The 24,266-nt window shown below is 69.3% G+C and carries 24 protein-coding genes; 20 read left to right on the top strand and 4 right to left on the bottom strand.

Features of this window, described 5'->3' with window-relative positions; translation table 11 throughout:
• Positions 1-89: 89 nt before the first annotated feature.
• The 8 genes from H4N58_RS12830 to H4N58_RS12795 are packed head-to-tail and all read left to right on the top strand — an operon-like array spanning position 90 to position 7,149.
• Complete coding sequence (locus H4N58_RS12830) at positions 90-914, top strand: oxidoreductase (RefSeq protein ID WP_167003643.1); 825 nt, start codon at positions 90-92, stop codon at positions 912-914.
• Positions 911-1,924, top strand: coding sequence for an alpha/beta hydrolase (locus tag H4N58_RS12825; protein ID WP_167250397.1), 1,014 nt, complete (start codon positions 911-913; stop codon positions 1,922-1,924). The genes H4N58_RS12830 and H4N58_RS12825 overlap by 4 nt, the downstream gene beginning before the upstream one ends.
• A gap of 13 nt (positions 1,925-1,937) precedes the next feature.
• Positions 1,938-3,164 carry an aromatic ring-hydroxylating dioxygenase subunit alpha gene (locus H4N58_RS12820; protein WP_167250399.1) on the top strand — a complete coding sequence of 409 codons (1,227 nt, stop codon included), beginning with the start codon at positions 1,938-1,940 and terminating at the stop codon, positions 3,162-3,164.
• Complete coding sequence (locus H4N58_RS12815; RefSeq protein ID WP_208322888.1) at positions 3,161-3,940, top strand: hypothetical protein; 780 nt, start codon at positions 3,161-3,163, stop codon at positions 3,938-3,940. Before H4N58_RS12820 ends, H4N58_RS12815 begins: the two co-directional genes overlap by 4 nt.
• A complete protein-coding gene (locus H4N58_RS12810; RefSeq protein ID WP_167003637.1) occupies positions 3,937-4,914 on the top strand; it encodes a hypothetical protein in 978 nt (325 codons plus the stop codon). The genes H4N58_RS12815 and H4N58_RS12810 overlap by 4 nt, the downstream gene beginning before the upstream one ends.
• Positions 4,911-5,729 (top strand): SDR family oxidoreductase, encoded by an 819-nt coding sequence (locus H4N58_RS12805; protein WP_167003635.1) that lies wholly within the window; start codon positions 4,911-4,913, stop codon positions 5,727-5,729. Before H4N58_RS12810 ends, H4N58_RS12805 begins: the two co-directional genes overlap by 4 nt.
• Complete coding sequence (locus tag H4N58_RS12800) at positions 5,729-6,406, top strand: hypothetical protein (RefSeq protein ID WP_167003633.1); 678 nt, start codon at positions 5,729-5,731, stop codon at positions 6,404-6,406. Before H4N58_RS12805 ends, H4N58_RS12800 begins: the two co-directional genes overlap by 1 nt.
• The gene (locus tag H4N58_RS12795) at positions 6,403-7,149 is read left to right on the top strand and encodes an arylmalonate decarboxylase (protein ID WP_167003631.1); all 747 of its coding nucleotides are present in this window, start codon (positions 6,403-6,405) and stop codon (positions 7,147-7,149) included. Before H4N58_RS12800 ends, H4N58_RS12795 begins: the two co-directional genes overlap by 4 nt.
• A gap of 175 nt (positions 7,150-7,324) precedes the next feature.
• On the opposite strand, the gene H4N58_RS12790 is transcribed toward H4N58_RS12795, so the two are convergent.
• Together H4N58_RS12790 and H4N58_RS12785 are read right to left on the bottom strand one after the other, a co-directional pair.
• Positions 7,325-7,507 carry a hypothetical protein gene (locus tag H4N58_RS12790; RefSeq protein ID WP_167003629.1) on the bottom strand — a complete coding sequence of 61 codons (183 nt, stop codon included), beginning with the start codon at positions 7,505-7,507 and terminating at the stop codon, positions 7,325-7,327.
• 1 nt (position 7,508) lies between these two features.
• The gene (locus H4N58_RS12785; RefSeq protein WP_167250401.1) at positions 7,509-8,174 is read right to left on the bottom strand and encodes a class E sortase; all 666 of its coding nucleotides are present in this window, start codon (positions 8,172-8,174) and stop codon (positions 7,509-7,511) included.
• Between the two features lie 150 nt (positions 8,175-8,324).
• On the opposite strand from H4N58_RS12785, the gene H4N58_RS12780 reads away from it, so the two are divergent.
• From H4N58_RS12780 to H4N58_RS12745, 8 genes are all read left to right on the top strand, one after another.
• Positions 8,325-10,052 carry a hypothetical protein gene (locus tag H4N58_RS12780; RefSeq protein WP_167003625.1) on the top strand — a complete coding sequence of 576 codons (1,728 nt, stop codon included), beginning with the start codon at positions 8,325-8,327 and terminating at the stop codon, positions 10,050-10,052.
• A 119-nt stretch (positions 10,053-10,171) separates the two neighbouring features.
• A complete protein-coding gene (locus tag H4N58_RS12775) occupies positions 10,172-11,194 on the top strand; it encodes a WxL protein peptidoglycan domain-containing protein (protein ID WP_167250403.1) in 1,023 nt (340 codons plus the stop codon).
• Positions 11,191-12,483 carry a hypothetical protein gene (locus H4N58_RS12770; protein WP_167250405.1) on the top strand — a complete coding sequence of 431 codons (1,293 nt, stop codon included), beginning with the start codon at positions 11,191-11,193 and terminating at the stop codon, positions 12,481-12,483. The genes H4N58_RS12775 and H4N58_RS12770 overlap by 4 nt, the downstream gene beginning before the upstream one ends.
• 89 nt (positions 12,484-12,572) lie before the next feature.
• Complete coding sequence (locus tag H4N58_RS12765; protein WP_167250407.1) at positions 12,573-13,892, top strand: ABC transporter substrate-binding protein; 1,320 nt, start codon at positions 12,573-12,575, stop codon at positions 13,890-13,892.
• 79 nt (positions 13,893-13,971) lie between these two features.
• On the top strand, positions 13,972-14,649 hold the full coding sequence (locus H4N58_RS12760; RefSeq protein WP_167250409.1) for an ABC transporter ATP-binding protein: 678 nt from the start codon (positions 13,972-13,974) through the stop codon (positions 14,647-14,649).
• Entirely contained in the window at positions 14,646-17,507 is a 2,862-nt protein-coding gene (locus H4N58_RS12755) for a branched-chain amino acid ABC transporter permease/ATP-binding protein (protein ID WP_167003616.1), read from the top strand. The genes H4N58_RS12760 and H4N58_RS12755 overlap by 4 nt, the downstream gene beginning before the upstream one ends.
• Positions 17,508-17,560: 53 nt before the next feature.
• Positions 17,561-18,205: a neocarzinostatin apoprotein domain-containing protein gene (locus tag H4N58_RS12750; RefSeq protein ID WP_167003614.1), complete on the top strand. Its 645-nt coding sequence runs from the start codon at positions 17,561-17,563 to the stop codon at positions 18,203-18,205.
• A gap of 32 nt (positions 18,206-18,237) precedes the next feature.
• Entirely contained in the window at positions 18,238-19,425 is a 1,188-nt protein-coding gene (locus tag H4N58_RS12745; RefSeq protein ID WP_167003612.1) for an LPXTG cell wall anchor domain-containing protein, read from the top strand.
• Positions 19,426-19,560: 135 nt separating this feature from the next.
• Here H4N58_RS12745 and H4N58_RS12740 read toward each other — a convergent pair whose 3' ends face one another.
• A complete protein-coding gene (locus tag H4N58_RS12740) occupies positions 19,561-20,424 on the bottom strand; it encodes an NAD(P)-dependent oxidoreductase (protein ID WP_167003610.1) in 864 nt (287 codons plus the stop codon).
• Complete coding sequence (locus H4N58_RS12735) at positions 20,421-21,251, bottom strand: hypothetical protein (RefSeq protein WP_167003609.1); 831 nt, start codon at positions 21,249-21,251, stop codon at positions 20,421-20,423. The genes H4N58_RS12740 and H4N58_RS12735 overlap by 4 nt, the downstream gene beginning before the upstream one ends.
• Before the next feature lie 53 nt (positions 21,252-21,304).
• Between H4N58_RS12735 and H4N58_RS12730 the strand changes: the two genes are divergently transcribed.
• The 4 genes from H4N58_RS12730 to H4N58_RS12715 all read left to right on the top strand — a co-directional run bounded on the left by H4N58_RS12730 (position 21,305) and on the right by H4N58_RS12715 (position 24,213).
• Complete coding sequence (locus H4N58_RS12730; protein ID WP_167250411.1) at positions 21,305-21,622, top strand: antibiotic biosynthesis monooxygenase; 318 nt, start codon at positions 21,305-21,307, stop codon at positions 21,620-21,622.
• Positions 21,619-22,317 carry an alpha/beta fold hydrolase gene (locus H4N58_RS12725; RefSeq protein ID WP_167250413.1) on the top strand — a complete coding sequence of 233 codons (699 nt, stop codon included), beginning with the start codon at positions 21,619-21,621 and terminating at the stop codon, positions 22,315-22,317. Before H4N58_RS12730 ends, H4N58_RS12725 begins: the two co-directional genes overlap by 4 nt.
• Positions 22,318-22,479: 162 nt before the next feature.
• Positions 22,480-23,268 carry an IclR family transcriptional regulator gene (locus tag H4N58_RS12720; RefSeq protein ID WP_243845086.1) on the top strand — a complete coding sequence of 263 codons (789 nt, stop codon included), beginning with the start codon at positions 22,480-22,482 and terminating at the stop codon, positions 23,266-23,268.
• Positions 23,269-23,355: 87 nt separating this feature from the next.
• Positions 23,356-24,213 (top strand): CoA ester lyase, encoded by an 858-nt coding sequence (locus H4N58_RS12715; protein ID WP_167003601.1) that lies wholly within the window; start codon positions 23,356-23,358, stop codon positions 24,211-24,213.
• The last annotated feature ends 53 nt before the right edge of the window (positions 24,214-24,266 follow it).

The raw sequence follows: 24,266 nt of genomic DNA, 5'->3' as shown, positions 1-24,266 counted from the left end.
CTCTTCCCGAACTCTGTCCGTCCAGGGTATAGATCATATATAGTCTCAACGTAACGTGAATCACGTCGCACGACACGTAAGGAGCCCCCGTGAGCCAGAGTCTGAAGTACGTGCAGGAGCACCTCGACGAGTCGGGCCCGACCGACGTCAGCGAGACCTTCGCGACCTGGTTGGCCCTCGTCGAGCGTCTCAAAGACCGGGTCGCTGAGCGGTTCGAGCTCGAGCGCGACCCGTCGTCCGAGGCGCTCGAGGACTTCGGCGGTGACACCGGCGCCAAGGGCCGCGTCCGCACGTACGCCGGCCCCGAGATCGACTGGATGGTCCACTCCCACATGGAGAACGCGACCGCCGGGTTCTGCAACGTCCACCTGACGATCTGGCTCGGTCCGCAGGTCAAGGTCCCGCACTTCGGCATGGCGCTCGGCTGCTTCCCGCAGGGCTGGTTCTTCCTCGACTCGGTGCCGCGCAGCTATCTCGTGACCGACACCGACTCGTTCGACCGCTACTACGAGCCTGTCAACGCTCGCTGGGAGCAGCTCCAGAACGAGAGCTTCCTCGAGCCGTTCGTCAGCCGTTCGGCCTTCGTGCGCGCCGGCCTCTCGCCGACCGCGTTCTGCCACATGGCGCCCGCCGGCGAGGAAATGACCAAGCTCGTGACCGAGGTCGCTGAGGAGCACCTCGACCGCTGGCTCGGGTGGGTCGACGCCGCGGAGGCCGTTCCGGTCGCCGAGCGCGCCGCACTGGCGGCCGACGATGAGGCGATCCGCCGCAACATCGCCGAGCGTGACCCCGCCAACGTGATGGGCGACCGTTACTTCGGCGCCGAGACGACGCAGCGCCTCGTCCGTGCGCTCTGGGGCGGCGACCGCACGCTGCCGCGCGCTCACGAGCACGAGGTTCACTCGGCACGATGAACGACCCCGTCCTCGCCCGCGCGCTCCGCACGGCCGTCCGCATCCCGGGAGCCGAGGCTCCGTACGACACGGCGCACGTCACGGTGCGCTACCCGGCGCTGCCCGCGACGACGACGGCCGAGCGGATGAGCGGCCGTCTCGCGGCGGACCCGGCGGGTGCCCCGTACCCGCTGGCCGTGATCCTCTCGGGCGTCAACGTCTGCGCCGACGCCTACGCGTGGTTGGCCGTGCGGCTGGTCGAGGCCGGCTTCGTCGCGGTCACGTACGACTGGGTGGGGGAGCTCTTTCCTCCCAGTGAGCACAGCGTGGGCGAGTACGGGCTGACGCCCGGTGTCGACCTCGGCACCGTCGGCCCGGACACCTACGGCAGCGGGCCGACGACCCAGGCGTTGCGTCCGGTGCTCGGCGCCGTCACGGCGCTGGGGGAGTCCGGCCCGCTCGCGGGGCTCCTCGACACCGGCGCCGTCGCGCTGTTCGGTCACTCGGCCGGCGGCACCGTTGCCCTGCAGTCGGCGAGCCCGCAGTGGTTCCCCGAGGTGCGCGCCGTCGCGACGTACGGTGCCCACACGAAGGCCTCGCAGATGCTCGGGCACCCGCCGAGCACCCTGCTGCCGGCGCCGGTCGAGGCACCGGTGATGCTGCTGGCCGGCACGGCGGACGGTGTGGTCGCCGCCAGCGCCATCCGGTACGGCGAGGACCCGGACGCTCCCGCTCACGACCCGATCACGGCGACGTGGGAGCGGGCGCTCCCGTCGACGACCGAGGCCTGGCTCGTCCACCTCGCGGACGCGACGCACATGCTCGCGATCCACCCCGAAGACCCCACCACGGCACGCGGTTTCCTCGAAGACCCGTCCACCGGTGACGCCGCCGCCCAGCGCGACGCGCTCGCCACCACCGTCACCTCGTTCCTCCGCGCGACCGTGCGCGGGGATGTCGAGGCCAAGAACGCACTGGAGCTGCTGGCGGAGCAGCCCCGCTCGGAGATCGCCGAGATTCGGCGACGCTAGGAGGAGACCCGCGATGTTCAAGAATTTCTGGTACGCCGTCGAGTTCAGCGAGGATCTCCCCGCCGGGACCCCGAAGAAGGTCAAGCTTCTCGGACAGCAGCTCGTCATCTACCGCAAGTCGAGCGACAACAGCGTCGTCGCCATGTCCGACCTGTGTGTGCACCGTGGTGCGGCGCTGTCGGGCGGCGAGGTCAAGGACGACTGCATCGTCTGTCCGTACCACGGCTGGGAGTACGAGCCCGACGGGTCCGTGCGCAAGATCCCCGCGCACCCCGACAAGGGCATCCCGCGCAAGGCGCGCATCGACGCCTACCCGGTCCAGGAGAAGCACCGCTTCATCTGGATCTACATGGGCGACCTGCCCGAGGCCGAGCGCCCGCCGCTGCCCGACTGGTCGGCCATCGACGACACCGAGACCTACCGTGCGGTCACCGGTTCGTTCCTCTGGAAGTCCAACTACGAGCGCATCCTCGAGAACGGCGTCGACGTCGCGCACACGCCGTTCGTGCACGGCGGCGTCTTCGGCAACAAGGAGAAGCCGGAGGTCCCCGAGTTCGAGATCGAGGAGTCGGAGTGGCACTGCAAGGTGTCGGTCAAGCTCAACCCGCCGAACTCCAAGGGCATCTGGGGCATGCTCAACCCCAACAAGACCAAGGACCTCATGAAGCGTCCGCAGGTGCCGGTCTCCACCACCTGGTGGCTGCCCAACATGATCCTGCTTGAGGTCGACACCCCGATGGGCAAGCTCAAGATCTTCGACGTCAACATCCCGATCGACGAGGAGACCACACTCGTCAAGTTCGTCGCGCTGCGGACGTTCTTCAAGGGCAAGTGGGCCGACCGTGACGCGCGCCGTCGCGTGTTCAAGGTGCTGTACGAGGACGAGGCCGTCGTCAACGGGGTGCGCCCCGAGCTCCTCCCGTTCGACCTGTCGGCAGAGCTGCACGTCAAGAGCGACTACAACGCCGTGCTCTACCGCCGCCGCCGTCAGGAGCTCATCGACAAGGGCTGGTCGGTCGAGGGCAACACGATCGTCGGCGAGGGCCCTGCCCGGGTCGAGGCGCGCGTGATCCCGTCGCCGACCCGCAAGGAGGTCCCCGAGCTGGCCTCGGCGTGGAACTTCAAGGAGGTCCGCAGCAAGGAGCTGCTCGGCAAGCGGGTCGAGCGCGAAGAGCGCGGGGACGTCCCGCGCACCGACAGCACCAAGACGACGACGCGTGAAGAAGAGGTCCCCGCATGAGCACCACCGAGTCCGAGGCGTCTGTGAGCCTTCCGCGCGGCTTGTGCGAGCGCGCATGGGAGCGCATCGTCGCCGAGCGTGGCTTGGTCGAGGTGACCGCCGACGACGGTTCCGCGTTCCGTACGCTCACGTCGCCGATGACGCCGGACCCCGTGGGTGACGTTCGCGTCTTCGTCCCGACCGACGACTCCAACCCGATCGGCAAGGTCGTGTACGTGGGCCTCGCGGTCGACATGATCGGTCTGGACAGCCACATGGTGTTCGCGTTCGCCCGTGACGGACTGCCGATCCCGCACTTCACGCTCGACTCGGTCAAGGGCCAGGGCACCTACGCCTTCCACCTCGACCTCATCCCGCGGGCCGACCTGGGCACGCACCTGGCCTACCTCGACTGGGCGCACGAGCCGCTGACAGAGACGTACGAGGAAGTCGAGACCTGGGAAGGCTTGACCAAGGCCGCGATCGGTCCTCGCCAGAACGCCATGATGTCGCCGTGGATGCTCGTGCACCGCGCCGACGCGGACGCGTTCGTCTCCATCGAGAGCGCCGTCACGACCTACCTCGAGCACTGGTTCGGTCTGCTCGACGCGTCGGTGCCCGCCGAGGTGCTGGCCGACGTGGCCGACACCGACCTTCCGGCACGTGACGCCCGCAACCGGGCGCTCATCTTCAGCCCCGAGGTCGACAAGGTCTGGGCGCAGGTCGCTCGCCTCATCGGTGACGACGCCGCCGAGGACGTCCGGGCGCAGCTGCTCGACAACGAGGTGCGCAAGTGACGGCGACCAGCGAGACCGACCAGGAGTCGGTCGATACGAGCGCGTGGCAGCAGCGCATCGAGGGGGAGTGGCACGGCCGTCCCGCGCTGTTCGACCCCGAGGGCAACCACGTGGGCTTCGAGCGCATCGCGCGCGCGAGCGTCATCGAGGACGGCGTGGCGCGCTACTGGATGCGTCCGACCCTCGAAGGCGCCGGCCCGCTGCGCAACCGGTTCCAGCTCGGCGCCGACTTCGACTTCCGCATCGTCGACTCCGACGAGAACCGTGTCTACTGCGGTCCGGACTTCTACGGGACCGGCCAGCCGTACGGGTTCTTCGTCGAGGCCAACTACTACTCGCCGGGCTGGCAGGCCGACCTGCGCACCTGGAACCAGGTGCTCCCCGACGGCGTGACGCAGGTCTACTCGTCGGTCCTGCACGACGGCTGGGCGGTCTGCGCGGTCTTCAACGGCGTCTACAAGCGGACGCTCGACCACGACACGAACCCCGAGACGCAGGCGTTCGTCGACGAGTGGATCGCGGCCGAGACCCAGCGCGGCCCGACGCCTCAGGTGCTTCCCACCAAGGAGAAGGGCACCTGGACCGGGTCGCTCTCGGTCGAGGACGCGGCTACCCAGAAGACGCTCGGCCAGACCCAGGTGCAGATCGAGCACGAGCCCCTCTCGCTCCTGCGGACCCGCCAGCGCGTCACCTGGAGCGGCGCGCTCGACCGTTCGTACACCTTCGAGCGCTACCGCGACGGTGCCCGCACCCAGTACGAGGGCGACGTCTTCGGCAACGCCGTCTCGTACGGCCGTGCGCTGTTCACCACCCAGCACCTCATGGGACCCGACGCGCGCGGTGTCGAGAAGATCCGCGGACGCGAGTTCCTTCTCGACTCCCAGACGCGTGACCTGTCGGTCGTCTGGCAGCTGTTCTCGGGCGAGCGCACCACCCACTTCCTTCACGGCCTGCTCACCTGGGAGCCGGCGTGACGGAGTCCAGGGTCGTCGTCGTGACCGGTGGGACCCGGGGCATCGGCCTCGGGCTCGCCGGCCAGCTCCTCGACCGAGGGTGCCGTGTCGTCGTGTGCGGACGGTCCTCGGCCGCGGTCGACGCCGCCCTCGCCGAGCTTGCGCCACGCGGTGGCGACCGCATCAGCGGCATCCCTGCCGACGTCACCGACCGTGAGTCCCTGCAGAAGCTGTGGGACCACGCGTCGCAGACGTTCGGTCGCGTGGACGTGTGGATTAACAACGCCGGCGTCTCGGCGCCGCGTCGTCCGCTCCCGGAGATCTCGGCGGACGTCACCGACACCGTCGTCCGTACCAACCTCGTCGGTGCGATCAACGGTTGCACCGTCGCGCTGGCGGGCCTGAGTGCGCAGCCGGGCGGCGGATGGATCTGGAACATGGAGGGCTTCGGCTCCGACGGGCAGCTCCAACCCGGGATGGCGATCTACGGCGCGAGCAAGCGCGCGGTCACCTATCTCACCGCGGCGCTGGTCAAGGAGTCCAAGAACACCGACGTCCGCGTCGGCTACCTCTCCCCGGGCATCGTCGCGACCGACCTCCTCGTCGACGACTACGACGGGCAGCCTGAGGCGTTCGAGAAGGCTCGCAAGATTTTCAACATCCTCGGCGACCGGGTCGAGACCGTCACGCCGTGGCTCGCCGACCGCGTCCTTGCGGCCAGCAAGAACGGTGCCAGGGTGGCCTGGCTGACCCGGTCGAAGGCGATGGGGCGCTTCATGACCGCGGGCTTCCGCAAGCGCGACATCTTCACCCCGACCGAGCGCGAGGAGGCCTGATGGCAATCGATCCCTGCACCGAGTACGGTCTGGCTCTTGCGATCCAGGACTTCACGCCCGTCGTGCTCGCTGGCGCCGGTCTCGTTGTCCTCGCCCAAGCGCTGGGCAAGTCGATCCCCGCCGTACGGGTGGGAGCGCTGCTCGGCGGCCTCGTCGTCACCGCCGGTGGCCTCGGCAAGGCGGTCTGGAAGCTGCTCGTCGCCGGACCGTGCATCGAGATCCCGTTCCTCGAGCAGATGCTGTTCCCGTGCCTCGCGATCGGCTTCTCCGCGCTCGCGTGGGCCCTGGCGAGCGTGTACGTCGGCAAGGTCGTGTCGTGGGCGCCGTTCGCCCTGGTGCCGTTCGTCGGCGCGTGCATCTCCGGAGCTGCGCGCAACCTCACCCCGATGCTCGCCATCGCGGCGCTCGCTGCGGTCGCGGTCGGGGCGATGGCCTCGGCGCTCGCCGCTCGTCACGGTGACCAGCTCGGCCGCTGGTTGTTCCTCTTCTATCTCGTCGGCACGCTCGTGCTCCCTCCGCTGGCGGCTCGGCCTCATCAGACCGAGGCGCTGCAATGGATCGAGCAGCTCACCAACACCGGTGTCCAGCTCTGCTTCCTCATCGGTGCGCTCCGGCTCAGCAGGCGTCTCCCGCACGCCGAGCGTCCCTCCGTCTCCGAAGGAGCCTCCCTCTCATGACCGACCGCCTCGGCTACCGCCGCAAGTTCGGGGTGATCGCCCCGAGCACCAACACGATCGTCCAGCCGGAGTTCGACTCGATGCGGGTTCCTGGCGTCACCTCGCACTACGGCCGGATCCTGATCCGCGACGGCCGGATCGCCGACGACGAGGGCATGCAGAACCTCCTCGTGCAGATCCGTGCCGCGATGGCCGACTGCGTCGAGGGCATCATGACGATGGAGCCCGACTACATGGTCATGGGCATGAGCGCCGAGACCTTCTGGGACGGCGTCGAAGGCAACCGCCAGTTCGTCCAGCAGATCAAGGACCTCTCCGGTGGCCTCGGTGTCGCGACGGGTGCCGAGGCCTGCGAGCGTGCGCTGCAGCTGTTCGGTGCCAAGAAGATCGGCATCGTCACGCCGTACACCCCGATCGGCGACGAGAACGTCCGCAAGTTCTTCACCGAGCTCGGCTTCGAGGTCGGCAAGATCAAGGGCCTCAGCTGCGAGAGCGCGGTCGCGATCGCCCACGTGAGCGAGCAGACGCTGCGTGAGGCGATCCTCGAGGTCGACGAGCCCGACGTCGACGCGATCGTCCAGTGCGGCACCAACCTCTGCATGGCCGAGCTTGCGGACGAGGCCGAGCGCTGGCTGGGCAAGCCGGTCGTCGCCATCAACGCCGCCACGTGGTGGATGGCGCTGCGCGAGAACGGCATCGAGGACAAGATCCACGGCTACGGGTCGCTGCTGCGCGACCACTGATCCTCCGTGTGGGGCCGGAGTTCCCCCGGCCCGGCCTCGCACGGTGTTCCACGCGAGGATGCCCCCCGAGCCATGCGGCTCGGGGGGCATCCTCGTGCGGGTGACGCCTGGTCACATCCGCATCACGTCCGCGGGCAAGAGGTGCCAAACGCGGGACAGCGTTCCAGTCAGGAGGTTACGGTGCGGCGGACGAGGTCGGCTCGGACTCGAGCGTGATCTGGTCGAACGGCAGCATCGGCTGCACCGCAGGGAAGGCCCAGAGGAACAAGATGGCGACGAGCGTGACGAAGAGCGTGAGGGCGAGCAGCGCCTTGACGGCGCTCGGTCCTGGCAGGACGCGCCAGAGTGCTGCGTACATGTCATGCCTCCGTTCCGGAGCGGGTCTCGATCAGGCGGCCGTGGACGATCAAGCGCTCGCTGGATCCCCAGCGCGGATTGCACGTCACGATCGTGATCCGTGCCTTGCGTGGCGTCGCGTTCGGCTTGTCGGGCACCGGATACAGGACGCCGACCGCGGTCGGTGCCACGATCTCCGTGCGGTCGACGACGTAGGTGTAGGTCGAGCCGACGGCCTCCACAAAGATCTTGTCGCCCTTGCGGACGCGGTCGATGTGGGCGAACGGTTCGCCGTGCGTCGCCCGGTGACCGGCGACGCCGAAGTTGCCGACCTGGCCGGGCAGGGCGGTGTCGGGGAACCGTCCGGGACCGCGCGCGAGCTGCTCGTCGGACACGCCTTCCACCACGACCCACGACCAGTCGTCGCCGAGCCGGGGGATCTGCATGACCGCGACGCCGGCGCCGGTGGACGGTCGTACGGGCGCGGTCGACGCCGCCTTGGAGGTGGCGGGGACGGCAGCCGCCTGCTGCTTGAAGTCGTCGCGCAGATCGACCTGCGCGGCGGCTGTCTGGACGTCGCTCCAGAAGACCAGGTAGACGGCGAAGAGCAGCACGACGACGCCGCCGGTGACCAGAGTCTCCGCGGCGGTTCGGGCGAGCGTCCTCACGACGTTGCCGGACCGGTTCATCAAAATCCTCTCGGATATATCATTGACAATATCGTCTCTGTGAATCAGCCTATCCCTACTTGCACTCCGGATGTGTGCAATGCAGTGGACAGGACTGCGACTGAGGTCGGGTCTCTCGGGACCCCCTACCCGAAGAAGGAGAGCGGGTAGATGAGATCGAAGAATCGCGTCGTCGCCCTGCTGGCTGGAGCCAGCATGCTTGCGACGACAGCAGTCGTCCTCGGAGCCGGGACCGCTGCTGCGGTCGCGCCCACCGGTGGATGCTGGGTCTACTCACCACCGAGTGGAGCTGACATCGAGGACACCACGCCAGCGAGCAACACGTCGTCGTCACTTGCTCCGTGGAGTGATGGCGCTGCCGACTACAACCTCACCACCAGTGGGGGCACCACCGTCGGCAGCACACGCAACTTCTCGCTCGTATTCGACAAGGGTCCGAAGAACGGTGGACCGCCTGCCAGTGGCACGGCGTACTACTACTTCTCGGTCAACGGGGTCTCCCTCCCTGCGATCACGAAGGCGTTCTCGGCCGGTGGCGGTGCTGTGATCCCCGGTGACACCATCACCGGGACGTTTACGATCACGGGTGCTGGCGCCAACACCGTCAAGCTCCGCAAGGTGATCTACGACATCCCGACGTTCCTGACCCGCGTCAACTGCAACGGTCAGAGCACGGGCGTGGCCGGCGGGGTCAACCCGGCGACCACTCCGGTCGACACCAACATCACCGCGAGTTTCTCAGCGGTGGGGCCGACGGCCACCGTCAGCGGCATCACCAACCAGGTGGTGACCAACGCGGCGCGCAAGAACGACGTGATCAGCTTCGGCGTCACGAACTTCTCGGCGGCCGGGACGGGCACGGTCGAGCTGTGCAACGTCAGCGGGACGAGCTGCGACGCCACGTCGTCGAGCGTCACGATCGCTGGCGACGGCTCGGGCTCGGGCACGATCGCGGTCGGGGCGACCCCGACCACGGGATCGCGCTCGATCAAGGTCACCTCGGGTGGTGAGACGAGCTTGACTCCGATCACCATCCTCGGTGACGTGACCGTCTCGACCAACGTCGTCGGCGGTGGCGCCGGCACGGTGGTCACGGTGACCGGCAGCAACTGGGATCCGAACCAGCCGGTGACGGTCGGTGGCTACAAGAACGGCCCGCCGTTCCCGCCGCCGGCTTCGTCGGATGCGACGGTCTCGACGACCGCCGACTCCGCAGGCAACATCTCGGCCTCGTTCATCGTGAACGATGCAGGGACCGCGTTCATCGGCGCGAGCCGTATCCACGCGGCCGGCCCTCCGCCGGTGGCCCTCTTCGGCTCGCAGGCCTTCACCTTCTCGGGTGACACCTGCACGGCGAAGCAGGGATCTGCGGCCACGGGCAGCTGTGCGCTGCTCGAGACGGTCGAGCTGACCGTCGTGGCCGGCGACCTGAAGATGTCGAAGGACGCGGGCAAGGTCCTGATGTCGGGCGTCACGCTCGACGGCACGGACCAGACCTCGACCGGCGACCTTCAGAACGTCACGGTGAAGGACTACCGCGGCGGCACGCTCGGCTGGTCGCTCGTCGGTCGCTTCTCGGGCCTCAACGGTCCCGCGAAGCCGGCCGGTGGCAACTTCACCATCGCCCCGACCGCCCTGTCCTGGACGCCCACCTGTGCGCCCCAGGCCAACAGCGACGACACCGTCGTCGCGGGTGCAGCGGGCTCGTTCGCCGATGCTTCGACCGACCTGCCGCTCTGCGCGGTGGCGACGTCCGGCCTCGGCGCGAACGGGACCAGCGGAGGCGACGCCGTCGCCGACGCCGGGCTCTCGCTCGAGGTCGGTTCCAGCCAGGCTGCCGGTAACTACTCCGGCCTCCTCACGCTGACGCTGTCGTGAGCCTGCTCTCGACACGTCATCTGTCATGACACGCACCACGTAGTACAGGTCCGGGTGGGCACCGCTTCAGCGGCGCCCACCCGGACCACCACGTCCCACCGGCCAGGAGTTGCCGACCGATGACTCGAGTGATGCGCCACGTGCGCGCCCTGATCGCCTTCGTCGTGCTTGCCGTGGCGATGGCCCTTCTGCCGTCGTCCGCGCACGCCGCTGACAACGGTGCTTGGTCGGTCACTCCCACGCCCGGCTCCGAGTCGTCACCGACGCCTCGGAGCTACTTCGTGCTCGAGGGCGCTCCCGGCACGACGCTCACCGACAAGGTGCGCATCCGCAACTACACCAACCGCCCGCTCACCTTCACGCTCTACGGAGCCGACGGCTACAACACCGAGCAGGGCGGCTTCTTCGCGCTTCGGACCCTTGAGCGTCCGCAGGTCGACGTCGGTGCCTGGACCAAGCTCCCTGTCCAACAGGTGAAGGTCGCCCGCCGTACGCAGGTCGATGTGCCCATCACGGTCCAGATCCCCGAGAACGCGACGCCGGGCGACCACGTGGGCGGGATCGTCGCGCTCAACGGTGCCGTCGAGGGGACGACCGAGTCCGGCGGCATCGACGTGGGCATTAAGCGTGCGGTCGCGGCCCGGCTCTATCTGCGCGTGAGCGGTCCGACGACCCCCGCGCTGAAGGTCAGCGACGTACGTCTCGAGCACGACCGTGGGTTCTTCCCCTGGTCAGGATCTGGAAAGGGCAGTGTGTCGTACACGGTCGAGAACACCGGCAACCTTCGGTTGTCTCCGGAGAGCGTGATCAGGCTCTCCGGCGTCGCAGGTCGTGAGCTCGACGAGGTCGAGACCACCGCGGTCGTCGACCTGCTCCCGGGACAGACGGCAAAGCTGCGCGCGGACGTGTCCGGTGTCGGGTGGGCCGACCGTGTGTCCGTCGACGTCACGCTCGCGACGCCGGAGGGCGTGCGAGACGTGGCGTCGACGACGGTGTGGATCGTCCCGTGGCCGCTCGTCCTGATCCTGCTCCTGCTCATCGCAGGTTCGACGTGGTGGTGGCTGAGGCGACGTGCCGAACGACGGCGCGCCTTCGAGGCCGTCGCGACCGCACCGAAGCTGACGATCGCGACCGGCCGGTGAGGGCGGCGCGCAATCTGGCGGTCCTCTTCTCCCTCCTCGTGATGCTCGGGGTGTCGGGTGGTGCATGGACCCCCGCCCTCGCCGAGGACGAGCCCGCCACCGGCCTCACGGCGACGGTCACACCGGGCACCGCCGCGTATGCCGAGCGGGTGAAGGTCAAGGGCTCCGGCTGGCCGGCGATGACGCAGGTCCAGGCCGTCGTGTGCGGCGACCTGGCGATCGGCGGGTCGGCCGCGTGCGACCAGACCACCGCCGTGCTCGGCGTGGCGAACGTGGATGGCGACGTCGACATCGACATGGTCGTCGGCAACCCGCCGCGGCCGTGCCCGTGCGTCGTGCGCCTCGCCTCGTACACCGGTCCGGCGCTCGCCGTCGACATGCCGATCGTGATCGACGGGCACCCCGTCGGCACACCGCCGACGCCCGTGCTCCCGCTGCCGAACCTGCACGTGAAGGACATCCGGCTCGAGGGGAGCGGTGGCTTCTGGGGCTTCTTCGGCGCCGCCCCGGCCCGCAAGCTCGTCGTGACGATCGAGAACCGGGGCACCGCCCCGGCGGTGAACCCTCCGATCAAGATCGGCGTGGGCCAGTCGGAGCTGACCGAGCCGTCGATCGGTGTGGGCCGCGACCTGACGATCGAGCCGCTCCAGAGCGGCCGCATCGAGATGAACGTGGAGCTCCCGTTCGCGGCGTTCGGCACCTACCACGTCGTGGGCTCGATCGGCGAGGGCGACCTTGGGACGACCTTCGAGACGACCTGGGGGGCGTACCCGTGGGGTCTCGTGGCGCTGACCGTCTTCGCGGCCGTTCTCCTCGGCCTGGGCGTGCTCGTACAGGCGAGGGACGTGCGACGGCGCCGTGCCGGCCGGGTGCCTGCGGAGACGGCGGCGGCGCTGACGAGCCGACCGTACGGGCTCCCCGACGTCGTCTATGTCGACGCGCTCGGCGGCTTCCTCGTGAGCCCGAAGGCCGTCGGGAAGTCGCGCCTCATCAAGCAGCTCGACGGGCGCCTCGAGAGTCAGGACCTGCAGGCGCTGTTGCGCGATCCCGCTCTGGCCGAGGGGAGCCTCGTCCAGGACGTGGGTGCGGGCACGAACGGGGCGGGAGCGGCCGTGGTCGACCTGCTCGCGCTCGATGCATGGCTGCGTCGCCGCCACCCCACGACGGAAGCGCCGGAGGGCGTTTCGGACTCCTCGGGCCCCGTCTCGGCCGATGCCGTCGTCGACGTGGACGCGGTGGACGCCTGGCTGACCCGACGAGACGGCAAACAATCTTCCCAGGCGAACTAATATCGTATATTCTAGCCGCCAATCGTGAGCGGACTGGAGGGCGAATGCGGCATCAGAAGGACACAGCAGGCAGCGCGGATCGATCGTTGGTGATCCGCGCGAGCGCGGCGCTTGCCTGCTTCGCGCTCGCCCTCGTCGGCTGTGGCAGCGTGATGCCGGGCGCGGTGGTCGGCGACGGCGGCACGTCGGCGTCCGCCGAGGGAGTCGGGCCCGGTGTCACCGGTGACGCTGTCAAGGTCGTCTTCGTCGGGGTCGATCTCGCCGGAGTCCAGGAGCTCACGGGCTTCAAGACGGCCAACGCAGGCGATCCCAAGAAGCAGGTCGAGGCCCTCGAGAAGTGGGTCAACGACAACGGGGGAGTGGGCGGGCGTCAGCTCGACGCGGTCTTCCGGATGTACGACGCGCAGGCCGACTCGCCGGCCGCCGAGGAGCAGCTCTGCAACAAGATCACGCAGGACGACCAGGCCTTCGCTGTCGTGCTTACCGGCCAGTTCCAGAGCAACGCGCGTCCCTGCTACGCCCAGCGCAAGACCTTGGTGCTCGACGCCACGCTCGTCGCCACCGACGACGCCACCTACAAGGAGCTCTCGCCGTACCTGTGGTCGCCGAGCTATCCCTCGTACGACGGGTTCGTCCGCGCATACATCACGACCCTCAAGGATCAGGGCTTCTTCAAGGGGCGCAAGAAGGTCGGCGTCGTGGCAGCGGACAACCCGATCAACCGCGCCACGATGGAAGAGATCGCCCTCCCGATGATCGAGGAGGCCGGTGTCAGGCCCGAAGTCGCGTGGGTCGACACCACTGACCAGGGCAGCCTGTTCCAAGGCAACGACCAGGGCGCGGTGACCTTCCGCAGCGCAGGGATCGACCGGGTGATGTTCCTCGGGGGCGCCCGGCTCGCGTCGATCTTCGCCACCGTCGCCAGTGCGCAGAACTTCAAGGCCCGCTACGCGATCTCCACCTTCGACAACCCGACGTTCTTCGTCAACAACCCTGACACCGTGCCGCCCGAGGTCCTCAAGGGCATGGTCGGCGTCGGCTTCGCCCCCGCACAGGAGGTCGCCGACGCGCAGCTGCCGTTCCCCGGCACCGATGCCGAGAAGAAGTGCATCGACATCTACTCGAAGGCCGGGATCACGTTCCCCTCGCGGGAAGCAGCGCGGGTCGCCCTCCCGTACTGCGACGCCGCGCTCCTGCTTCAGGCTGGTGCCACCGACCTCACCGACAACCTCAACGCCGCCGCGTGGGGCGCCGCGGTGGAGAAGCTCGGCTCGGCGTTCGTCCCGGCTACGGGCTTCACCGGAACCGGACGTCACGCTGCGTCGGGTGCCTACCGGGTGCTGCGGTTCGACAACGACTGCCACTGCTTCGTCTACGAAGGGGGCGACGTTGATTTCCCGACGTCGTAGCGTCACTTCGTACGCGCCGCGCCCCGGAGCTCCTGCACTCGCGTGCGAGGGGATCCAGTGCTCGTACGGTCAGGTCCAGGTGCTCTTCGACGCTGGCCTGGTCGTCGAGGAGGGCGAGATGGTCGCGCTCCTCGGCCCGAACGGTGTCGGCAAGAGCACGATGCTCAAGGTGCTGGCGGGGCTCCTCAAGCCGGATGCGGGCAGCGTTCAGATCGGCGGCGTCGACGTCACCACCGCGCCGACCCGCGAGCGGATCGCGCGCGGCCTCGGCCAGGTCGTCGGTCAGGCCACATTCAGCTCGTTGACCGTCACCGAGAACCTCCGCATGCACGCCTACACGATCGAGGACAGGGCGTGGGCCGACGAGGCGGTCGACGCTGCGCTCGCAGTGTTCCCGCGGTTGCGGGCCCGCCAGGATCAACCCGCGTCCACGCTCTCCGGTGGTGAGCGGCAGATGCTGGCGCTCTCCAAGGCGATCGTCCAGGACCCGCGCATCCTCGTCGTCGACGAGTTCTCGCTCGGGCTCGCCCCGGTCGTCGTCGGAGGACTTCTCGAGCTCGTCCGGCGCCTCAACGCGCGCGGCACGGCCGTGCTGCTCGTCGAGCAGTCGGTCAACGTCGCGCTCTCGCTGGTCGACCGCGCGTACTTCATGGAGAAGGGTCAGATCGTCGCGACCGAGACGGCGGCAGAGCTGAGCGCCGACCCTGACCGGGTGCGCGAGCTCATGCTCGGCGGCCACGTGGCGGTGGCCCAGTGAACGCCCCGGACACCACTCTCGCGCTCGGCGTGATGGGCTTCGAGCTCGGTATCGACCGGATCCTCATCGGTGTCTTCACCGGACTCACGTACGGGCTGCTGGCCGTCGGCCTCGTGCTCGTCTACCGCTCGAGCCGCTTCGTCAACTTCGCGCACGGCTCGATCGGTGCGTTCGGCGCCTCCGTGCTCGGCCTGCTCGTCGTCGACTGGGGCGCCCCCTACTACGTCGCGTTCCCGGTCGCCATCGCCGTCGCCGCCCTGCTGGGCGCGGGCATCGAGGTCGGTGTGGTGCGTCGGCTCGCCGGCCGCCCGAGTCTCATCGGGATGATCGCGACGCTCGGCCTCTCGCAGTTCATCCTCATCATGGCGCTGCTGCTCAACAGCGACGGGGTCAGCGGCTTCACGTTCCCGATGCCGCCGCTGCTGCCGTCGTTCACGATCGGCAATCTCCCGGTGACCTCCGCCCACGTCGCGATGGTGCTGCTGGCACCCGCGGTCCTCGTCGGTCTCTCGCTGTTCCTGCACCGGATGCGCCAGGGGATGGCCATCCGCGCGGCCGCCGACGACGCGGACACTGCAGCACTCGAGGGCATCCGCGCCCCGCGGATGGCGTCGTACGCATGGGCGATCGCCGGCGGCATCGCGGCGCTGTCCGCAATCCTCGTGACTCCGACGACGGCCGGGCAGTCGATCGACACCCTCGGGCCCGACCTCCTGCTCAAGGGCCTCGCCGGCGCCGTGATCGCGCGCATGACGTCGATCCCCATCGCGTTCGTGGCTTCCATCGGCATCGGGGTCCTTGAGCAGGTCCTGCTGTCGAACCCAGACACGCGCGGGCTGGTCCCCGTCGTGCTGGGCATCGTCATTGTCGTCGCGCTCCTGCGCCAGCCGACCCTCGGGCGCGCCGACACCGATCGGGGCGGCTGGCGACGTGTCGGTGCCCCGCCGGTGCCCGCGGAGTACCTCACCGTGCGGGGGATTCGTCTCGCGCCGTACTTCCTCGTCGGAGGCTGCGCGACGATCGCCGTCGCACTCGCTTATGTCGTCAGCAACGAGACCGCGTCCGTCCTCACCACCGTCGCGGGTTTTGCGCTCGTCGGTCTGAGCGTCGGACTCATCACCGGCGTCGCAGGCCAGCTCTCGCTCGGCCAGTTCGCGTACGCGGGCATCGCCGCGGCGGTGTCGGTGCACCTGGTCGATAGCTGGGGGAGCTTCGTCCTCGGCACGATCGGCGGCGTGCTCGCTGCTGCCCTCGTCTCCGCGCTCGTCGGCATCCCGGCACTGCGCCTGAAAGGGCTGGCGCTCGCCGTGTCGACGCTCGCGTTCGCGCTCGCCACGACGGCATGGGTGCTGCGGCTCGACATCTTCCTCGGTGACGGCGTGTCGCCGGCAAAGCCGTCGTGGTGGGGCTACTCGATGGAGCTCGCCCGCGACTACTACCTGTTTGCACTGCTCATGCTCGCGATCGGCATCTTCGTCTCGGCGAACCTGTGGCGCGGCGGCTTCGGGCGCTCCCTGCAGGCGCTGCGCGACAACGAGGACGCCGCACGAGCCTTCACGGTCCCGCGGACGCTGCGCAAGCTCCAGCTGTACGCCGTCTCGGGCGCTCTCGCCGGGCTCGGCGGCGTCGTCATCGGCCACGGGCAGACGACGCTCACGGTCAACTCGTTCCCAGCATCGGCGAGCATCGACGTCGTGGCCCTCACCGTCGTCGGCGGTCTGGGGCTGGTCGCAGGTCCGATGGTCGGTGCGCTGATCATCGTCGGGCTTCCGGGCATGGTGGCGCTCGGGATCCCCGGACAGGCCCTGCTTGCGATCGGATGGCTGCTGGTCGTCGTCCTGCTGCCCGACGGACTCGGCGGAGTGGCGATGCGGATGCGTGACCGCTGGTACGACCGGCTCGCCAGACGAGCCGGGATCGATCCCCTGGTCGCGCGCGCCGAGCCCGACGTCACGCAACGCTCGCCGCTGCAACGCTCGGCGGCGTTGGACGGTCTGTTCGCGATCGACACCGAGGATATGGAGGCGGGTCCCGACGCCGCGCCGCTGCTGGTCGTCAACGACGTCAGTCGCCACTTCGGTGGTGTGGTCGCGGTGGACCATGTCGACCTGGCCGTCAGGCCGGGCGAGATCGTGGGGGTCATCGGACCCAACGGTGCCGGCAAGACCACGTTGTTCGAGATCGTCGCCGGGTTCACCAAGCCCGACACCGGTATCGTCCACTTCGGCGGCCACGACATGACGCGGGCGACACCCGAGCGTCGCGCGAACGAAGGACTCGTGCGCTCGTTCCAGGACGCCGCGCTGTTCCCGACCATGACCGTTCGAGAGACCGTGATGGTGGCGGGGGAGCGGACCGCACCGAGCAGCCTGCTCGCCGCGACGCTCGGGACGCCGCTTCCCGATCGGATGAAGGCGCGCCGAGCCGACGAGCTGATCGACCGGATGGGCCTCGGTCCGTTCGCTGGTCGCACGATCTCTGAGCTGTCCACCGGCACGCGGCGGGTCGTGGAGCTGACGTGTCTGCTCGCGCTCGAGCCACGCGTCCTGCTCCTCGACGAGCCGTCGGCGGGCATCGCTCAGAACGAGTGCGACGCCTTGGGTGACCTCTTGCTCGACATCCGCCGCGAGCTGGGCACGGCGATGGTCATCATCGAGCACGACCTGCCGCTGCTTGCACGCCTGTGCGACCGGATGGTCGCCATGAACCTCGGCCGGCTCATCGCCGAAGGCACGCCCGACGAGGTCCGGACACATCCGGACGTCGTCAGCTCCTATCTCGGCTCCGACCATGCCGCAATCGCGCGGTCAGGCCCTCAGCTTGCCAGCGTGGCGCCGTTCCCTGCGGGGACGCCATGACCCACCGACCCACGACCCGTCCGCCCGATCCCACGACTCGGAGAACGAATGCCATGACCCCCAGGATCTCGACTCTCTTCCGGGCGGTGGCTGCTGCAGCCGCGCTCGGCCTCGTGATGCTCGTCGGCGCACCCGCTGCGACGGCAGCGCCGTCGCTCGACATGGGTTCCAGCTCGGGCCTGAAGGACGGGCAGAAGGTCACCGTCAAGGCGTCCGGCTTCGCGCCCAACCTCAAGAACATTGCCGTCGGACAGTGCAAGGAGGTCCAGAAGGGGCCCTCCGACTGCAACCTCAAGGGTGGTGCGACCTTCCGCAACGCCGACGCCAACGGTGCCATCGCGGACGTGACGATCACGCTGGCCGAGAAGTTCGGATCCATCGACTGCGCCAAGGAGACGTGCGTCGTCGCCGCCGCCCCGCTTCCGACGTCTAGTCCTGCCGACGTGGTTGCCGCCAACACCGTGTCGGTCAAGCTGACGTTCGGCGCCGCCGCATCGGAGAACACGCAGACGTCGGACGACACCTCCGCGACCACCCCCGCTCCGACCGTTCCCGAGAGCGATGACGCGAACGCGCTGCCCAAGACTGGCGGCACCGACAGCCTTCCCGTGCTTCTGATGGGCGCGGGCGTGCTGCTCATGGGTGGTCTGGGCGTGCTGCTCGTGCTCCCGCGTCGGCGTCACGGGATCAGCGCATGAGGGCCCTGGGTCGACTTGGCATCGTCGGGCGCGTGGCCGCGGCCCTTGGGCTCACGGTCGGTTCGCTCGCCCTGGTGTCGAGCCCGGCCGCAGCGGCCGAGGGCGTGCCGGCGACCGGCAAGACGACGTTCACGTGCAAGCTGTCGACGTTCCCCGAGTTCCAGTACGTCAGTGACATCTCGGTCGCTGGCTACCGAGCCTCGGTGGGCGGCCCGGTGACGCTTCGCGCGACCATGAGTGACTTGCCCGGAGTGTCTCCGGCGCCGCTGAACAACTATCAGATGGATACCACGCTCACGCTCGACGTCGACGGCAAGGAGGTCGTCCTCAAGGGCGGCGCCAAGGTGACAGCAGCGGCACGGGCGCCCATCCCGTTGCCTGACCTCGAGGGTGTGACGACGTCGGACAAGGCGGAGCTCGCTGTCACCGTGAAGGCGTTCAAGTTCGACTTCCCGGTCCTGCAGATGGCGGGTCCCTGTGCCGGTGAGCAGAAGCTGTCGACACTGACTGTCGGTGACGGAAGTGCGCCGACGACGCCGCCGACGACGACGCCGCCGGCGACGGCGCCGCCGACAACGGCGCCGCCGACAACGGCAGAGACCACGCCGCCCGCAGGCAACCCTGGCAAGCCCGCCGAGGGCACCGTGAAGTTCGCGTGCACCCTCTCGCTCGGCTCGAAGTTCGACTACAACGCCAAGATGTCCGTCTCCGGCTACCGCGCGGCTGCGGGCGATCCAGTCACGCTCCAGGCGACCATGAGCAAGCTGCCCGGCATCGCGCCCGTGCCGATCGACGGTTCGATGGACTTCACGGTTGACCTGTCTGTCGGGGGTACGGCGACAACCCTCAAGGCGACCAGCACGGTCAATGCCGCACCGAAGGCAGAGGTCGCGGTCCCGACGCTCAAGGGTTCGGTCAAGGCGTCCGGCGACGAGCTCGACGTCACGGCCAAAGCGTTCATGTTCAACTTCCCGTCTGCGGGGATCGGCGCGGAGTGCACCGGCAACGGAGCGCTGTCCAAGCTCGGCGTCAGCAGCGAGCCGCCGGAGGACGATGGCGGAGGTGGCGGGGACGACACGCCGTCGGGCGACACCCTGCCCAAGACCGGCGGCACGAACTCGCTCCCGGTGATCGGCCTCGCCGCCAGCGCGCTGATCCTGCTCGGGGCCGCAGGCATCGTCTGGTTCCCCTCGCGCCGGAGCACCCCGACGAGCGGCTGAACCGGCAACGCCGCCCGGCCCCCATGGACGGCGGGCTCCCTGCGTACCTGTCACCGTCAGGGAGCTCGCTCTGTACGACGAAGGTCCCGACAATCTCGCCAGCAGAGGGTGAGAACGTCGGGACCTTCGTCTTTGTCACCGCGTCGCGAGCAACGGGTGCGCGACGTACGAGCGGGAGGCGACGAATCCGGCGTCGCGCAGGCGGTCGACCGAGATCGGGACGGCCGGTGCAGCGATCTCGGCACGGTAGACCAGCGGCGGGAGGTCCTGTGCCGCGCTGATCGTGTCGAAGAGCTCGGCGTTGGTGGGAGGCAGATCGGGGTGCGTGAGGTTGTACGTCCCGACGATCTGCGTCTCGACCGCGTGGACGATCGCGTCGGCGGCGTCTTCGACGGCGAGCCGGTAGAGGAGCGCATCGCCGCAGAACGGCACCGACCCGCCGAGGAACTTGTGTGCCATCGCGATCTTCTCGTCGATCGGCGGATCGTCCGCTCCGAAGACGTCACCGCATCGGTAGATCGTCGAACGCTCACCTGCGGCCGTACGGTAGACGTCCTCCATGGCCAGGAAGCGGTTCGGGCTGGGATCGTCCGAGTCGGTCACAGGCGAGTCCTCGTCGACCGCGGCGAGGTGGTTGCTGGCGTCGCCATACACCGACAGTGCTGACAGTGCGACGAGGTGGGCCGAGCCGGGGGCGCTCGTGACGCTCTCCGCAGTCGCGACGAGGACCTCGTGATAGCTCTTGGCGCGGTCCTCGGGCGTCATCGAGTGCGCGGCGACGGGGCCCGCAGTCACGACGACCGCGTCCGCGTCGGCTACGCGTGCGTGGACGGCGTCGCGGTCAGCGCCGCGCAGCACGGCCACGTCGTCGAAGCGCGCCTTCAGGTCGTCGACCCGTCCGGGCGTGGTCGTGGTCACCGTGACGTGATGGCCGCGCTCGCGGAGGGTGGTGGCCGCTGATGCGCCGACGAGGCCGGCGCCGATGACGAGGATCCTCACTTGTCGCCCTCCGTCCGGCTCGCACGGATCTGGTCGAGGCCCGCCCGTACGGAGACGAGCTCGTCGACGCGTTCGGCCCCGAGGAACTTCTTGGAGAGCTCGTTCATCGGGTCGAGGGTGTAGCCGTACGTCCGCAGCAGGTGGTCGCGCTCGCGCAGCGCGGCGCGCTCCTCGACCGGCACGGGCTGGGCGTTGCGGACCGACTCGAGCCAGGTGTCGACGCGCTGCTCGACGGCCTCGCGGAGGGTCTCGACCACGTCGTCGGTGCGGTCGGCGACGTAGGAGTTGCCGACGGGGGAGAGGAACGCCCGCATGTAGGTCCCGTGGCTCACCGACCACGTGAAGCGGTTGTCGCCGCGCAGCGCGAGCCAGGAGGCGTTCTCGGGCTCGTAGTAGCGCCCGAGGTAGTCGACGTCCGTGGCGAGGTCGCGGCGGGGCACGAGGTCGCTGAAGTGGAAGATGTTGGGGATTGTCCCGAACACGATGATGAGGTGCGGGACGTCGATGTGGGGGCCGAGCCACACCTGGAGGTTCATGTCGAGGATCGACGCCTTGCGGTTGCCGATCCACGAGTGCACGAGCCACTCCGCGCCGTTGTCGGCGTCCCCGGCGTAGGTGTTGAGCGACCCCTCGTACGAGTCGTCGGGGGTGCTCCAGGCGGCGAGCCCCTCGCTGTTGGCGTGGGGCTGCACCGGCAGCTCCGCGGTGATCTTGTCCTTGGCCGCGGTGAGGATGTCCCAGAACGCCTGCCACAGCTCGCGGCTGTCGACGTCGGGTGCCTCGGCGAGGAACTCCGGGATGGTCTTGGTCTGAGCACTGCTTGTCATGACGGAAGCATAATGATATATGATCTACGAGTCGAGACCCCTTGGGAGCGCGCATGATCGTCGTCGTCAGCCAGGCGTGGACCAAGCCCGGCGAGGAGCACGCCCAGGCCTACATCTCACTCTCGGGGGAGTTCGGACGGTTCTTCCGCGACCACCCCGGCTTCCGGGGTCGCCGCCTGGCCCGCGGGGTCGAGGACCCCACCCACTTCACCCACCTGCGCTTCTTCGACACGGTCGAGGCGTACGAGGAGTGCACCCGCCACCCGGACTACGTCGCGCACACCGAGGCGATGTACGAGCACCTCCGGCCGTACGAGTCCTACCCCCGCGAGTACCTCGAGGTCGTGCTCGACGAGCCGGACCCGCGGTGACCACCTTCCTGCTCGTCCATGGCGCGTTCCGTGGCGGCTGGTCGTGGCGGCGGGTCCGTCCGCACCTGATCGCCGCCGGACACGACGTGTACGCCCCGAGCCTGACCGGAGCGGGGGAGCGGGTCTCGGGCGCGGCGGGCGTAACCGGTCTCGACGACTGGGTCGACGAGCTTGCCGCGCTCGTCGACCTGGAGGACATGGACGACGTCGTCCTCGTGGGTCACAGCCAGGGCGGTGTCGTCGTCAGGGCGCTCGCCGACCGCATCCCTCACCGCCTGCGCCATGTCGTCTACCTCGACGCGGGTGTGCCCGATCCGGGCGAGCGTGCCGTCGACCTCACGCCCCCGCCGCCCGGCGTCGCGCTGCCGCCGCGCGAGACGCTCGTCCCCGCGCGGGCCCCGCAGGTGTCCGGGGACCTCGACGCCGTCACCGCCGCGTGGCTGGCGCAGCGCCTGACGCCGACGCCCTTCGCGCCGTCCTTGGACGTCCTCGCGGTGGCCGAGACCCACAAGGTTCCCGTGACGTACGCGTTCTGTGCCAGCACGCCGTCGGGATATCCGTCGCAGACCACGCGCGATCGCCTCGACGCGCGTGGCGTCCCGTACGACGTGCTCGACGCCGGCCACGACGCCCCGCTCACCGTGCCGGCTCTCGTCGCCGACCTGCTCCTGAACGCGGCGGCGCGTCCCGTCTGACCGAGATTCGGGGCCTTCGGGTGCAGCACGGGTGATCGCGATCCTCCTCGTCCGAGACAATGGGCTCGTTGGGCTGGGTCGGAGGTGGCCGCGCGGGCGGATGCGCACTCCACCCGGCGTCGTTGACGTAGAGGAGAATCCGTGTCCCCGAGGACCAGACCGGTGGCCGACGAGTCCGCCGACGGCGGCAGCGCCACCATCGCCACCGTCGAGCGCGCGGCCGACGTGCTCCTTCTGTTCGCAGAGGCTCCCGGCCCCGATCTCGGTGTCACCGAGATCGCCGACGCGCTGGGGCTCTCCAAGGCCGCGGTGCACCGTGTCCTGGCATCGTTGCGCGGCCGTGACCTCGTCGCCTTCGACGAGCACTCCCGGCGCTACTCGTTGGGCGTGGCCGTGATGCGGCTGGGGCTCGCCTACCTCGACCGGATCGACGTACGGGCGGCCGCTCGCCCGCACCTCGAAGAGCTCTCGGCACGCACCGACGAGACCGCGACCTTGTCGGTGCTCCTCGGGGAGCACACCCGTATCTACGTCGACCAGGTGACGCCCGACCGGGAGGTCATCATGGCGGTGACGCTCGGTGAGCCGTACCCGCTGCATGCAGGGGCCTCCTCGCGCGCCTTCCTCGCGTTCCTCCCTGAGGAGGACGTCAACGCCTACCTCGAACGCGGGACGCTCGACGCCTTGACCCGGAGCACTGTCGTCGACGCCGACGCGCTGCGCGAGGATCTCGCCATCGTCCGCGCCCAGGGTTGGGCGCAGTCGTCCGGGGAGCGTATGGACGGCGCCGCGTCCGTCGCCGCTCCCGTGCTCGGCTACGACGGTCTCCCGGTCGCCGTCGTCAGCGTCTGTGGGCCGGCCGAACGGTTCGCCCGCACGCTCGACGAGTGCCGCGAGGCGCTCCTCGAGACGACGACGACGCTCTCGCGCCGATTCGGCTGGACGGGCTGACGTGAGGGCGGTGCTCCTCGCGTTGACGGAGTCGCGAGGGTCCCGCTAGCGTTCAGTGAAACGCCGTTCCAGATTGGGAGCACGCTCGTGATCGCTCGTTCGTACCTGTACGTCCCCGGCAACGCCCCCGACAAGCTCGCGAAGGTGCTGGGCAGGGGGGCGGACGCGGTGATCGTCGATCTCGAGGATGCGGTCCCGTGGTCGGCCAAGGACACGGCACGAGCGGCGGTCGCCGAGTGGTTGAAGGCCCTGGACGGTGACGCCGGCGGCGTCGAGGTGTGGGTCCGTGTCAACCCCGGACCGGTCGGGCTCGACGATGTCTCCGCGGTCGTCGCCGCTGGACTGCGCGGCGTCATGGTCGCCAAGACCGAGGCGCGCTCCGATCTGGACGCGATCGACGACGTGCTCGGCAAGGCGGAGGCTCGCGAAGGGCTCGATGCGGGATCGATCGGTGTCGTCCCGCTGCTGGAGTCGGCGTCGGCGGTCCTGGAGGCACGCACCATCGCCGCGGCTCCTCGGGTCGTACGCCTGCAGGTCGGAGAGGCTGATCTCGCCGCCGACCTGGGATTCGGCGAAGGGACCGACGACGCTGACTGGGCGGCCATCCGCAGCCAGGTCGTCCTCGTCAGCGCTGCCGCAGGCATCAGTGCGCCGGTCGCGCCGGTCTCCACCGACTTCCGCGACCTCGAGCGATTCGCCGAGACGACGCGCGCTCTCGCTCGCCGCGGCTACGTCGGGCGTGCCTGCATCCACCCTGCGCAGGTCGGCGTGGCCAACGACGTCTTCACCCCGTCCGAGGAGTCGCTCGGCCAGGCGCGCGCGCTCGTCGCGCTCTTCGACCAGGCCGTCGCCGAGGGCCGCGGCGTCGTCGTCGGGCCGGACGGGCGGATGGTCGACGAAGCCGTCGTACGCCGCGCGCGGAGCGTCATCGCTCTGGCGCGCTGACCTTCCGACACCCGCACGTTCGGGCAGCGCGTGCGCCCAGGCCGTGCCAGGCT

Source organism: Mumia sp. ZJ1417 (assembly GCF_014127285.1).
In the GTDB taxonomy this organism is placed as follows: Bacteria; Actinomycetota; Actinomycetes; order Propionibacteriales; family Nocardioidaceae; genus Mumia.
This window is presented reverse-complemented; position numbering and strand designations above follow the sequence as displayed.